Origin of the sequence: Colwellia sp. 6_MG-2023 (assembly GCF_030547765.1) — a bacterium.
In the GTDB taxonomy this organism is placed as follows: Bacteria; Pseudomonadota; Gammaproteobacteria; order Enterobacterales; family Alteromonadaceae; genus Colwellia.
In genome coordinates, this window is record NZ_JAUOPP010000012.1 from 112476 (window position 1) to 126753 (window position 14278).

Annotated in this window: 10 protein-coding genes and 1 pseudogene; 4 read left to right on the forward strand and 7 right to left on the reverse strand. The window is 36.7% G+C overall.

Translation table 11 applies throughout. The annotated features are described in order from the left end of the window. The first annotated feature begins 25 nt into the window (after positions 1 to 25). On the forward strand, positions 26 to 781 hold the full coding sequence (locus Q4503_RS09630) for an ABC transporter substrate-binding protein (RefSeq protein ID WP_303602131.1): 756 nt from the start codon (positions 26 to 28) through the stop codon (positions 779 to 781). A gap of 8 nt (positions 782 to 789) precedes the next feature. Next, positions 790 to 1266: an ion channel gene (locus Q4503_RS09635; RefSeq protein WP_215973436.1), complete on the forward strand. Its 477-nt coding sequence runs from the start codon at positions 790 to 792 to the stop codon at positions 1264 to 1266. A gap of 98 nt (positions 1267 to 1364) precedes the next feature. Here Q4503_RS09635 and Q4503_RS09640 read toward each other — a convergent pair whose 3' ends face one another. Together Q4503_RS09640 and acnB are read right to left on the reverse strand one after the other, a co-directional pair. Next, complete coding sequence (locus Q4503_RS09640) at positions 1365 to 2393, reverse strand: rhodanese-related sulfurtransferase (protein ID WP_303602132.1); 1029 nt, start codon at positions 2391 to 2393, stop codon at positions 1365 to 1367. Positions 2394 to 2693: 300 nt separating this feature from the next. Continuing rightward, positions 2694 to 5285 (reverse strand): bifunctional aconitate hydratase 2/2-methylisocitrate dehydratase, encoded by a 2592-nt coding sequence (gene acnB / locus Q4503_RS09645; protein WP_303602133.1) that lies wholly within the window; start codon positions 5283 to 5285, stop codon positions 2694 to 2696. Between the two features lie 612 nt (positions 5286 to 5897). Between acnB and Q4503_RS09650 the strand changes: the two genes are divergently transcribed. Then, positions 5898 to 8711 (forward strand): bifunctional aconitate hydratase 2/2-methylisocitrate dehydratase, encoded by a 2814-nt coding sequence (locus Q4503_RS09650; protein WP_215973438.1) that lies wholly within the window; start codon positions 5898 to 5900, stop codon positions 8709 to 8711. 374 nt (positions 8712 to 9085) lie between these two features. On the opposite strand, the gene Q4503_RS09655 is transcribed toward Q4503_RS09650, so the two are convergent. From Q4503_RS09655 to Q4503_RS09670, 4 genes are all read right to left on the reverse strand, one after another. Continuing rightward, complete coding sequence (locus tag Q4503_RS09655; protein ID WP_215973439.1) at positions 9086 to 9448, reverse strand: hypothetical protein; 363 nt, start codon at positions 9446 to 9448, stop codon at positions 9086 to 9088. A 111-nt stretch (positions 9449 to 9559) separates the two neighbouring features. After that, positions 9560 to 12274, reverse strand: a complete 2715-nt coding sequence (gene pepN, locus Q4503_RS09660; RefSeq protein WP_303602134.1) for an aminopeptidase N — start codon at positions 12272 to 12274, stop codon at positions 9560 to 9562. Between the two features lie 277 nt (positions 12275 to 12551). Beyond that, the gene (locus tag Q4503_RS09665; RefSeq protein WP_303602135.1) at positions 12552 to 13031 is read right to left on the reverse strand and encodes a YHS domain-containing (seleno)protein; all 480 of its coding nucleotides are present in this window, start codon (positions 13029 to 13031) and stop codon (positions 12552 to 12554) included. A 145-nt stretch (positions 13032 to 13176) separates the two neighbouring features. Beyond that, positions 13177 to 13680 carry a YHS domain-containing (seleno)protein gene (locus tag Q4503_RS09670; protein ID WP_215973441.1) on the reverse strand — a complete coding sequence of 168 codons (504 nt, stop codon included), beginning with the start codon at positions 13678 to 13680 and terminating at the stop codon, positions 13177 to 13179. 253 nt (positions 13681 to 13933) lie between these two features. Between Q4503_RS09670 and Q4503_RS09675 the strand changes: the two genes are divergently transcribed. Further along, the gene (locus Q4503_RS09675) at positions 13934 to 14137 is read left to right on the forward strand and encodes a hypothetical protein (RefSeq protein WP_303602136.1); all 204 of its coding nucleotides are present in this window, start codon (positions 13934 to 13936) and stop codon (positions 14135 to 14137) included. 12 nt (positions 14138 to 14149) lie between these two features. Here Q4503_RS09675 and Q4503_RS09680 read toward each other — a convergent pair. Then, positions 14150 to 14278 (reverse strand): annotated as a pseudogene (locus Q4503_RS09680) (IS982 family transposase); the annotation flags it as partial.

A 14278-nucleotide genomic window follows, 5' to 3' on the forward strand; every position in this document is an offset into this window, starting at 1 on the left:
GTCTCTTTATTGCTTTAGAATAATTATGAAATACCTTCCTCGATTACTTGTATTTTTATTGTTTTATAGCGCCTGGGCGTTAGCAGATAAAAAAGAAATTAAAATAGCAACTGTGCAAGGGCTTCCTTTTTCAGAAGTTGTTGATAATGAATTTGTTGGTACAAGTATAGAAATATCGACGCTATTGGCCGAGTCGATTAACTTGAAACCGACTTTTATTCATTGTCCTTTTGCTCGTTGTTTGAGTATGGTTCAGCAAGGGGAAGCTGATATGATTTTATCTGTTAAGAAGCTACCCGAGCGAGAGGTCGACTTAATTTTCCTTCATCCAGCTTATATGACGCAACGTGAACCGCTGCGTTTTTTCACCTTAGCTTCTAGAGAGATTAGCATAACAAGTTTTGATGATCTCAATAAATTAATTGTCGGTACCCTTAGAGGCGCTCGTTATTTTGATGCTTTCGATAAAAGTAACTCGATAACCAAAGTTGAATTAACCTCTCATAAGCAGTTAGTTCAAATGCTCTTACATGGCAGGATTGATGCGTTTATTGACCGCGAAAATTCTATCTTAGCATTTTCATTTTTAGCAGATATTCAAGAAAAGTTTGCGCTAGCAGATTATCAATATGATGTCGCGCTAAACGCTTATATTGCTATCTCCAAACATTCAAAGATTAAAGACTATGAAGAGCCTTTATCAAAAGAATTACAAAAATTAATTGCCAATGGCACAATAAATAATATTCTAATGAAAACAGCAAGCCAACGAAAAAAATAGAGTGAATTATGATTGTATTGCAAAGTGCTATGGAAAAAAGCCAACTGTATAAAGTGGACGAGTTTGGTATTAAAAATTATAACTATGGAGTAATAGGCTCTCTTTCCTTTATTGTTTTCTGTCTGTTAAATATTAGCTTGGGATATGTTGCATTTTTAGCTGAAACAAGTGTTGTTGGCTCGCCAGTAAAAACCTATGCTGATGCATTTTGGTTGATGTTAATGTCTTCTACCACTATTGGCTTTGGGGATGTGTATCCAATAACTTTTATTGGACGAGCCGCAGTTTTCATTATGTTTGTTTTAGGTGTGGGTATATTGGGTGGAGTAGGTGCTATCTTTGCTAACAAACTACTTGGCTTTGCTGATACGAGTATTAAAAACAGAGAATTAAGAAAACAAAATGCAGATATATATGTACAAAATCTTGCTATTTACAAAAAACTAGAAGAACTTGAAAAGAAGTTAGAGTCATTATCCAAGTAAGGTTTAGTTTGAATATTTAGAAGAGGGGAGCTATTCAAACTAAAAGCCTCAAAGGATGAGGCTAGATTCTTCTATTACTGATGAGCGTATGTCTTATTTTACTTCTTAGATTGTGCTTGTTTTTTATTTGTTTTTTCTTGACGACGCTCTTCAATTATAGCTTGTATATCACCACCGATATGGCTTTCACCACGGGCTTCGGCTAATGATATTTGACGTTGACGTTCCGCATAACGATTACGTTGTTCGTCCGTTACTTTATCATAACAACGGTGACAGCTTACACCCTTTACATAATGCTCACTTTGCTTTTCATCTTCTGTTAACGGAAAGCGACAGGCAAAACATTGATCATATTGGCCTTGCTCTAAATCATGATTAACAGCAACACGACCGTCAAATACAAAACACTCACCTTCCCACATTGTTTCAGTGCTAGGTACTTCTTCAAGGTACTTTAAAATACCGCCTTCAAGATGATAAACCTCTTCAAAGCCTTGTTCTTTTAAATAAGCTGTCGACTTTTCACAACGAATACCACCAGTACAGTACATGGCTACTTTCTTATGCTTATTTTTATCAAGGTTTTTTTCGACGTATTCAGGAAATTCCCGGAAGGTTTCAGTGTTTGGGTTAACTGCGCCTTTAAACGTGCCAATTTCTACTTCGTAATCATTACGGGTATCTACCAATAAAACTTCTGGATCAGAAATTAATGCATTCCAATCTTTTGGTTTAACGTAAGTACCTACTACTTGGTTTGGGTCTATTCCTTCAACCCCCATAGTGACAATTTCTTTTTTCAACTTTACTTTTGTACGATGAAAAGGGTTTTCCTCACTGTAAGATTCTTTATGAGAGATATTATCTAAACCTGGTTGTTCACCAAGGAAAGCTAATACTGTATCAATACCAGCTTGTGGTCCTGCAATTGTGCCATTAATGCCTTCTGCGGCTAATAACAAGGTGCCTTTAACATCAACACTGGTCATTTTTTGTGATAATGGTTCGCGTAACGCTTCAAATGCGTCTAAACGAACGAATTTGTATAATGCACAAATAGTAATTGTGGATGAGGTTTTTTTTACGGTAACAGGGCTCGAAAACGCTTTATCTGATGAACTCATATGTACTCCATTGAACTAGCTGGAACGTAAATCCAGTGCTATAGATTGAAAGATTGACCCAAAATATTATGTCGCTGATATTTGCGTGGCATATTCTAACAGGAGGTGAATAGACAAGTCTATTTTCTCTTGTGTTTGGTGTTAGTTTAACTGTAAGTTTGGTTTATTGCAGTTGCACGCTGCTTAAAGTGAAATGATAGCAAAGGGAATTAGTAGGATTAAGGTGATATAACTTAAAACGCCCATTGAGGTGAGTGACCAATGGGCGCTTACTTTTAATAGTACAATTGCAATTGCTAATTAAGCGTCAACTTTTAATATAACGGTATCGGCTTTCTTGGTATATTGCTCCATTTTATGGAAGTTTAAATAACGATAAGTGTCTGCAGCCGTTGCGTCAATTTGTAAGGCATACTCCATATACTCAGTTGGCGTAGGTAATTTACCTAAAATAGCACCAACTCCGGCTAATTCAGCAGAGGTTAAATACACATTTGCACCATTACCTAGACGATTAGGGAAATTACGCGTAGAGGTAGACAATACTGTTGATTTCTCTTTAACACGGGCTTGGTTACCCATACACAATGAACAACCTGGCGTTTCTATTCGTGCCCCCGATCTACCATAAATATTATAGTAACCTTCTGCTGTTAATTGATCTCTATCCATCTTCGTTGGAGGAGCAACCCATAAGCGTGTTGGTAGTGTACCGTTAAATTTATCAATTAGCTTGCCGGCAGCTCGAAAGTGACCAATGTTAGTCATACATGAACCGATAAATACTTCATCGATATGCGTTCCTTGAACGTCTGACAATAATTTTGCATCATCAGGATCGTTAGGGCAACAAACAATAGGCTCCTGAATCTCTGTTAAATCGATCTCAAGAATATGAGCATACTCAGCGTCTGCATCCGCTTCCATCAGTGAAGGGGTTGCTAACCATTTTTCCATCGCTGTTATTCGACGAGTGATGGTACGAATATCACCATAGCCTTCACTGATCATCCATTTAAGCATAACAATATTGGATTTCAAATATTCAGCAACAGCATCTTCTTCAACTTTGATGGCACAGCCTGCAGCTGATCGCTCCGCAGAAGCGTCAGATAATTCAAACATTTGCTCAATAGTTAAACCTTTCAATCCTTCAATTTCTAATATGCGTCCAGAAAATTCATTAACTTTGCCTGCTTTTTCAACCGTTAATAAACCATTTTTAATGCCGTAGTAAGGGATCGCATGTACCAAATCACGTAAGGTAATTCCAGGCTGCATTTCACCAGTAAAGCGTACTAAGACTGATTCTGGCATATCAAGTGGCATAACGCCGGTTGCGGCGGCAAAAGCAACCAATCCAGAGCCAGCAGGGAAGGAAATTCCTAACGGGAATCGTGTATGTGAATCACCGCCAGTACCAACGGTGTCAGGTAATAACATTCTATTTAACCATGAATGAATAATTCCATCGCCTGGGCGAAGTGATACGCCGCCACGGTTCATCATAAAGTCGGGTAATGTATGATGAGTAATCACATCTACAGGTTTAGGATAAGCTGAAGTGTGACAAAAAGATTGCATTGTTAAATCAGCCGAAAAGCCTAAACAAGCTAAGTCTTTGAGTTCATCACGTGTCATTGGCCCAGTGGTATCTTGCGAGCCAACAGTGGTCATTTTCGGCTCACAGTATTGGCCTGCGCGAACACCTGCTACATTACAAGCTTTACCAACCATTTTTTGGGCTAGGGTAAAACCCTTAACAGACGCTTCTGGTGCAATAGGCGTAGCAAATAAGTTTGTTGCTTCAAGGCCCAATGCTTCTCGAGCACGGCACGTTAAGCCACGACCTATTATTAATGGAATACGACCACCAGCACGAACTTCGTCAAATAATACTGGACTCAGTTCGAATTCTGAAATAACTTCCCCAGCAGCATTTTTTACAACCCCTTCATATGGATAAATATCAATAATATCTCCCATATTCATTCTTTGAACATCTAATTCAATAGGCAAAGCGCCTGAGTCTTCCATGGTATTATAAAAAATAGGGGCTATTTTACCGCCTAGGCATACACCACCACTACGTTTATTGGGAATATAGGGGATATCATCTCCCATAAACCATAATACAGAGTTTGTTGCTGATTTACGTGAAGAGCCTGTACCAACAACATCACCAACATAGGCTAATGGAATACCGTCTTGTTGTAGTGCTTCCAGTTGAGTAATTGGGCCAATAACACCCTCTTCATCAGGTGTTATTCCTTCACGCGCAATTTTAAGCATGGCTTTTGCGTGTAGCGGGATATCAGGGCGAGACCAAGCATCCGGTGCCGGCGACAAGTCGTCGGTATTTGTTTCACCGGTAACCTTGAATACTTTCACTGTAATTTTTTTAGCTACAGCTTTTTTGGAAGTAAACCACTCTGCATTTGCCCAAGATTCCATCACTTGCTTAGCAGCAGTATTACCTGCAGCGGCTTTTTCTTGTACATCATGAAAAGCATCAAACATTAATAAAGTATGTGATAAGCCGTTTGCTGCCAAAGCTGATAAGGTTTCTGATTCTAATAAATCAATCATTGGTTGAATATTATAACCGCCTAACATGGTGCCTAATAATTCTGTAGCTTTTTCAGGTGTTAAAATAGGTGAATTTACTTCTCCTTTAGTTATTGCGGCTAAAAATCCTGCTTTAATATAAGCTGCATCATCTACTCCCGCTGGGACACGATTCGTTAATAAATTAATTAACAAGTCTTCTTCACCCGCTGGTGGGCTTTTAATTAACTCAATTAATGCCGCTGTTTGTTTAGCGTTTAAGGCTTTAGGCACTAAACCTTCAGCAGCACGTTCTGCTACATGATTACGATATTCTTGAAGCATGATATCCACCTTCTTATTGGAGACACTACTCACTTTAGGGATGACTTAGTTGCTTTAAAGCCAATTTAGGACAAGTTGTTAAGTATCTAAGATTAAAATTCGTGTTAATAATACAATATTGTCGACACTTTTTCTTTTTTATGAATAGTCAGTGACGTTATTATAGAAATTCATTTTGTTTATAGTACTTAAGTATCAATGCTTTATGTTGTATTTCTTTTTTTGTTATACGACTATAATACTAGTGCACTGTTTTTCATTTTTAATATTGTCGGAAATCTGCTGTTCAGTAGAAGAAAGTATTACGCATAATATTGATACCTAGTTTGATAAGTTTTCTAGGGTTATATTGAAATAACTAGCTTAAGTAGATGATTTACATAGACGATGGGGTACTTTAGTATTTATGATATCCTTATAAAGGTGTATTGCCGTGTAGTAGGTAATACAATAGAACTACTATAACTAATACTTCTAACTCCTATAACTTACATGAATAATCCTTATTTAACCAAGTGATTAGTAGTGAGTCAGAAACATGCTAAAATAGTCAAAATATTTATCTTGCTGATAACAATGTTATTAGCGTCCCATAGCTAGAGAGTGTATCAAATGAGCCTGTACTTAGAATATATAGCAGAAATTGAAAGTCGTAAAAAGGAACTAGGATTAGCGCCTAAACCAATTGATGGTGCTGAGTTATTAGCTGAAATTATTGAACAAATTAAAGATGAAGGAAATGAGTACCGCGCTGACTCTCTTAACTTCTTTATCTATAATACATTACCTGGCACAACAAGTGCTGCAGGTGAAAAAGCTGCATTTTTGAAAAAAATTATCTTAGGTGAAGAAATCGTACCAGAAATTACACCTGAATTTGCTTACGAATTATTATCACACATGAAAGGTGGCGCATCTATTGGTGTACTACTTGACCTAGCATTAAGTGATGATGTTGCATTATCAACGCCAGCTACAGAAGTATTAAAAACACAAGTATTCTTATACGATGCTGATACAGCTCGTCTTGAAGCTGCATATAAAGCAGGCAACACAGTTGCTAAAGATATTCTAGAAAGTTACGCTAACGCTGAATTCTTTACAAAATTACCTGATATCGCAGAAAAAATTGAAGTAGTAACATATATTGCTGGTGAAGGTGATATCTCAACTGACTTACTTTCTCCTGGTAACCAAGCACATTCACGTGCAGACCGTGAGTTACACGGTAAATGTATGATCACGCCAGAAGCTCAAGAAGAAATTCAAGCTTTACAAGCTAAGCATCCTAATGCCAAAGTAATGCTTATTGCTGAGAAAGGTACTATGGGTGTTGGTTCTTCACGTATGTCTGGTGTGAATAACGTTGCACTTTGGGCTGGTGAACAAGCAAGTCCATATGTGCCATTTATTAACATTGCCCCTGTAGTTGCTGGAACAAATGGTATTTCTCCAATTTTCTTAACTACCGTTGATGTTACTGGTGGTATTGGTCTTGATCTTAAAAACTGGGTTAAGAAAGTAGATGCAAATGGTAATACGGTTGTTGACGAAAATGGCGATGCTGTTTTAGAAGAAGCATACTCGGTTGCTACAGGTACTGTATTAACAATTGATACTAAAGCCAAGAAATTATTAAACGGTGATAAAGAGTTAGTAGATATCTCTTCAGCTTTCACACCACAAAAAGTGGAATTCATGAAAGCAGGTGGTTCTTACGCTGTTGTATTTGGTAAGAAATTACAAACTTTTGCATCTGAAGCTTTAGGCATACCAACTAAACTTGTTTATGCTGCTTCTAAAGAAATTTCACATGAAGGCCAAGGCCTTACTGCCGTAGAAAAAATATTCAACAGAAATGCTGTTGGTGTTCTTTCTAAAACAGATCTTCACGCCGGTTCAGATGTTCGCGTTAGAGTAAACATTGTCGGTTCGCAAGATACTACTGGTCCTATGACATGCCAAGAGCTAGAAGCGATGGCTGCTTCTACTATTTCTCCGTTAGTTGACGGTGCTTATCAGTCTGGTTGTCATACTGCCTCAGTATGGGACAGCAAAGCTAAAGCAAACATTCCTAAACTAATGAGCTTTATGAACAAGTTTGGTCTAATTACCGCGCGTGACCCTAAAGGTGTTTACCACGCAATGACTGACGTAATTCATAAAGTATTGAATGATATTACCGTTGATGATCGCGCTATCATCATTGGTGGTGACTCTCATACGCGTATGTCTAAAGGCGTAGCATTTGGTGCCGACTCAGGTACTGTTGCTGTTGCTCTTGCTACCGGTGAATCGGCGATGCCAATTCCAGAGTCAGTAAAAGTAACATTTAAAGGCGCTATGCAAGGTCACATGGACTTCCGTGATGTGGTACATGCAACGCAAGCACAAATGCTTAAACAATTTGGTGGTGAGAACGTATTCCAAGGTCGCATAATCGAAGTACATATTGGTACTTTATTAGCTGACCAAGCATTCACATTTACCGATTGGTCTGCAGAAATGAAAGCGAAGGCTTCAATCTGTATTTCAAACGATGAAACGTTAATCCAGTCAATTGAGCTTGCTAAGAGCCGTATCCAAATCATGATTGATAAAGGTATGGAAAACGAAGCTGGTACATTGAAAGGCTTAATCGCATTAGCTGACAAACGTATTGAAGAAGTTAAATCAGGTACAAGTCCAGCATTAGCACCTGATGATAATGCTAAATACTACGCAGAAGTTGTTATTGATTTAGATGTTATCGATCAACCAATGGTTGCTGACCCTGATGTAAACAACGAAGATGCGTCTAAGCGTTATACTCATGATGTTATTCGTCCGGTTTCATACTACAACGGTAAGCCTGTTGACTTAGCATTTGTTGGTTCTTGTATGGTTCACAAAGGCGATATGCAAATCATCGCTCAAATGTTGCGTAACATTGAGAAGCAAAATGGCAAAGTAGAGTTTAAAGCACCATTAGTTGTAGCTCCACCAACTTACAATATTGTTGATGAACTTAAAGCCGAAGGCGATTGGGATATTTTACGTAAGTACTCTGGTTTCGAATTTGATGATGCAAACCCTAAAGGTGCTGCACGTACTAAGTACGAAAACATCATGTATCTTGAACGTCCAGGTTGTAACTTATGTATGGGTAACCAAGAGAAAGCTGAACCAGGTGATACAGTTTTAGCAACATCAACTCGCTTATTCCAAGGTCGTGTTGTAGCTGATACTGCAGAGAAGAAAGGTGAATCATTACTTGGTTCAACACCTTTAGTTGTTCTTTCATCTGTATTGGGTCGCTTCCCTACAATCGAAGAATATAAAGCAGCTGTTGAAGGTATCGATTTAACTCGCTTTGCTCCTCCTACGCAAGAAATGAGCACTAAATACGTACCAGCGGTACCAGTTCAAGTGGTTGACCCTAGCTAGGCTAGTTTATATTTCATAAAAAAGTGAAATTAATTATGAAGGCTATTTAACTTATATAGGTTAAATAGCCTTTTTTTGTTTTCAATTTATATAGCTTTAAATAATTTTATAGCGTTTATTATCAAGGTAGATTAAGTATCAAACTTGTATCGTCTACAGCGCTTATATCAGCTCCACTGAGTTAGATAATATTTACTAAATAACTGTAGAATTGCTTAATAGATGTTTCTCTAGTTGCCACTTTCCGGGCTTCATTCTTAAATTTACTTGTAATAGGATCGCGATTGACACGAGTTTTCCTTGCCTTTTGATGAGCTAAAATAGAATAATTATCAAGCTAGCGTACAGTAAAAATAATATTCAGATAGGTAAGGCTAATGAGTTGAGAGTGGACACTCAAGTGTTGCAATTAAATTTGATCTAATTAAATTAGGTGAAGCTCGTTTATGGTCAAAGCTTTCAATCCCTTTAATAATGGTCAACGTATAGTCATATCGACCACAGATTAAATAACTTTTCCGTAATAAAAGTGCAGATAGTTGTTGAAACTTTACTTTATTATTTTGAATTATCTCAAGTTGGTAACGATTTACGGCTAATTCAGTTTGTATAAATTGAACTTGATGATCAAAGTCCCATTGAGGAGCATTTTGATATGCCTCGCTTGTTAAACTGGTGCAGGCAATAATACTATTAAAAATAAGCATGTAGAGTATTATCGACGTCGTTTTTTTCATGAATATATACTCCGGACAACTTATAAAATAGGGACTAATAGAGTAAACAAGCTAAATGTTCACTCTATTAGTATAGCGCGTTAACGCGCAATACATTAATACACAATTGGCTTAAAGCTTTATGGCATCTTTTATCATTAAACAACGTTTATCTTCTTGCTGTTTAATCAATAAACTTCTTTTAGTGCCTGAAGACAAGTTGGTTAATTCAGTTACCGCTTTATTTAAACGAGCAACGCTAGCTTCGCTACAAGTTGTGGGAATTAACTGATTATAACTACGCATGAAAACAGGGCCATTTTTTTCATCTATATTACGTAATGATCCAATACGTTGTTCTGCAGTTTGTTCGTTAAAGCTATTTTGTTCACTAGGATAAAGTGCTGACATAGCAGTGCGTAATTTAGAAAAAGCAATTTTACTATCTTCTTGTTGAATCTTAGTTAGCCAGTCAGCTTTAACTTGACTATTTGGCGCAATGACACGTGCATATAAGGCAGATTTTTCACCTGTATCAGAGCTATCTAATGTTAATTCATTAGCGATTAATGTCGCAGCTTTACTATATTGATAACGGCTTAACTGAGCAATAATATGCCAGCGTATATCTTGATTTATCGTCAAATTTTCTAGGGAGTATTGCCCTGTTAATAACTTATACAAATTATCTAATGCATTTTCCGACTGGGCAACATCGATATAGCTGCTAAACCAACGACGTTGCATGTTTTTATCATCGCTGTTAGCTAGTGTACTTTGCCAAGTGATCTCTTCTAACTCTAAGGCAACACTTTTTACATAATCGTGTTGGCTACCTAAGCCTTTATTTAGATAAGCTTTCGCGGCAGATATTTGTCCTAGTACTTGGCCTAAGGTAGTGTAATCTTGTTCAAATGGTGCATTGGTCAATGCGACTGTTAAATAGTCATTTAATGGAAGTTTACCATCACGAACACTGTCCCATAAACTTTGCCATAGCATTGAACGTAAAAGTGGATCTCTAATTTGAGCTAAATAAAGTTTGGTCGTTTCAAATGAGCGTTTATCTAAATTAACCTTTACAAATGCCCAGTCTTGATAATTAGGGTAAATTAGATCAGGGCATGAAGCGCCAATTAATTCATTTACTGGTGTTGTTTCACCCTGATAAATTACTGATAACTTTTGGGTTAAGCTAAAGCCTGGATTTGTTGTTTTAAATAGTGCTAATTGAACCTTTTGTTCGCGTAACGTTGGCTGACTTTCATCAGCGGTTTGTAATAATTCAAAAGAAGATATTTTACCTTGTTCACATTGATACTTTGCTTCAATGGTATTGACGCCAGCTTTATACAGCCAATCTTGCTGCCATTGAGTTAAGTCTTTACCACTCGCTTTGGCTAAGCTATCAAGAAAGTCGTCTAATACGGCATTTTGATATGTGTTATCTTTTAAATAATTATGAATTCCCTGCTGGAACGTTTTTTCACCTAGTAAATAGCGTAATTGATTTAATACCGAAGCACCCTTTGAATAGGTAATAGCATCAATATTATCAAAAGCGTTGGCGGTTGATGGTACTGGCACTTCAATAGGATGAGTTGTCACTTGTTGATCGGCCCGATAAGCACTTTGCTTACCGCCAGCATAAAAAGTACGCCAAGCGTTATCAAACTCTGTTGCTTCACTCGTCGCAAGTGTTGCCATAAATGCAGCAAAACTTTCATTTAACCATAAACCATTCCACCATTTCATCGTGGCTAAATTACCAAACCATTGATGTGCCATTTCATGCATGATCACGTTGGCTAGTCGCTCTCGGCGGCTTTGACTCATTTCTCCATTGGTTAAAAAAGACTTTTCAGCAAAGGTTACTGCTGCTGAATTTTCCATTGCACCGTATAAAAAATCAGGCACTAGTACTTGATCGTATTTTTTGAACGGGTAATTTATCCCAAAATAGTCATCGAAGAACTCGAAACCTTGTTTAGTATAGGTAAACCAATGTTCTGGTGTTATTTGTTTTGCAACAGACTGGCGTGCGAATAAACGTAGTGGGTATTTGCCACTGTTATCCTGCCACATGGTATATGGACCAGCATGCATAGAAAAATTATAAGGACTTAACGTTAAAGTTTTCGGGAAGTGCCAAAGGGTTGTATCGCCTTTCTGCGTTGTTGTCGCTTCTCTAGTTGCTGAAAAAACAGTCCAATCATTTGGAGCTGATACCGTTAATTCAAAAGTTGCCTTCAAGTCAGGCTGATCAAATAGAGCAAACATTTGTTGAGCGGCTGCCGGCTCAAAATGAGAATAAAGGTAAACTTTACCGTCTACAGGATCTTTAAAGCGATGTAGGCCTTCACCATTGGTACTGTGTTTACGGGTAAATTCAACCGTTACAGTATTTTGTCCTTGTTTCAGCATGTTTGCTGGCAAGGTAATAAACCAACTGTTATAGCTTTTGAGTAATTGTTCACTCGTCATTTCTTTACCATTAATGACTAAATTACTAATTTTTGCTTCACTTAAATCGACAGTTAATGCGGTATTATCATTTGATAAATCAAAATCAATGGTAGAAGTAGCAGAGAAACTTTCTTCACCCGTTAAATTAAAGTTCAGGTTATAGTTAACATTAGAAACACGCGCTGAACGTTTGAATGCTTGTTCTTGGCTTAGGTACTGCTCTTCTGCTCTAGGAGTTATATTTACCGCTTTATTAGCGCTCTCAGTTAAAGTCGATGTGGTATTTTTTACTTGCTCAGTGACAGTGCAAGCATTTAGTAATAATGTCGCTGTCAAGGCAGAGGTAACTAAAATTGATTTTTTCAACGTAATAAATTTCAAGAGGATTCTCATTATGTTTTGGAGGCTAATATTATAAAACAGAATGATAAGAGTAAAAAGAGCGTCACTAGTTTGTTAAATATATCGCGGATAAAATTTGTAAAGCAGGGCACACAGGTGAGCTAACCTTATTCGCTTAAAGGATGAAAAAGGGCGGAGCTGTATAATGTTCTAGGAAAGGCTATGTACGAATCAAATTTAAGAAAACAACCTGAGAAATAATAAAAGCCATTATATTCATATGAATTAATGGCTTTATATAAGGTTTGCGCGATTACTACTTGTTAATAAAACTATTTACATCTGTTTCTAAAGGGTAGTAATAGTCAGCATCTTTGATCATCGTTAATTTATCTTTTAACCATTTTTCATTAATGCTTTTATTGTAGTTTAAATAAAGTTTATTTTCATAAATATGAAAAGCTTCTGGATCAATTCTGGCAGTACTTCCTTCATCAGCCATCGCGTAAGCACACCATCCGCCGTATTGTGGCGCATATTTTTCAGGAGTCGCTTCAAATAAAGCTTGGTTTTCTTTATTATTAAAATACCAATAAGCATCACGCCATTTCACTTTAAACGCTTTATTACCTTCCACTGCTTTATTTTGTGTAAAATAAGCAACGGTATCGTAACCATCAATAGCAATACTATTAAAGCGTCCAGTATTAACCGCATCATCAACGGCGAAAGCTGAAAAACTGAAAAAAATGATCATCATCATAACCGCTTGAATAGATCGTTTAACTAAATACATCTTTATCTTCCTTACAAATGAATAACTACTTATAAGATAGGTGATTAACGGTATTAATTTCGTACTATTTTTACTTGAATTTTAGAAATCAGCGTTGTGGTTCACCTAACTTAACGATAATATTTTTCAATAACTTTTGATAAGACTAAAGTTTATTGTTTTTTTCAATTCTTTGTTTTATTAGGTTGTTAACATTAGTTTTTATTGGATAAAAATGATCAGCTTTGTTAATAAAGTTGATTTTATCTTCAAGCCAAAAACCTTGGACGGTTTTATCATAGTTTAAATACAACTTACCTTCATAAATGTCAAACGCTTCTGGATCTATCGGTGACGTATTGCCTTCATCTGACATAGCTACAGCACACCAGCCGCCATATTGTGGGGCGTATTTATCTGGATCTGCTTCAAACAGTTCCTTATTCTCTTGACTTGAAAAATGCCAATACGCATCATGCCATTTTACTCGAAAACTTTTATCACCTTTAACTGCCTTGTTTTGAGTAAAATAGGCAACAGTGTCATACCCTTTAATAGCAATACTATTAAAATGCCCTGTATTTACAGCATCACCTGATGCAAAAACCGAAATACTAAAAAATAACAAAATAAAAGTAATTAGTGGAACAGACTTTTTAACTAGAAACATTTTAACCTTCCTTAAAAATAAATAACTAATCATAAGATAGGTTATGGAGGAGTTTTCTTTCACCAGATGATAAATTTATTAGATATTTAATGAAATATTGTTCTTGATATTAAATAAAAACAGCTTTAGAGGCGCTTTAAAATAAAGAGCTTTATTTTAAAGTTATTTTTTGTAAGCGCTTTAAGTTTATATAAATTGTGCCTCCTTTTAACTGTAAAGACATCATAGCTCACTACTGTATCTTTAAATACTTTTGTATCAACTGCTATATCAAGGGAAGTGCCGAAAAATCAAAGATTATAATAGCAGTGACCATTTTAGTATTGTGGTAAGCGATGGTAAATTATCAGACGAGATTGTTGTGAATGTTGTTGGTGTACCTTTAGCGCCTCTATTTCTGATGGAAATGATTCTGGAGATGGTAGTGTTTGGTGGGGGGATGGATGTTATTACTTAACCTCAGATCGGGTTAAGCCCTAACCATAGCATTCTTCTCTACGTCATTAATATTAAGGGTTGGTTTATTTTCTTTAAGGCAATAAGCTACTAACCCTGCGAGTAAATTCAACATAAAACCATTAGGACTACGATGACGAGA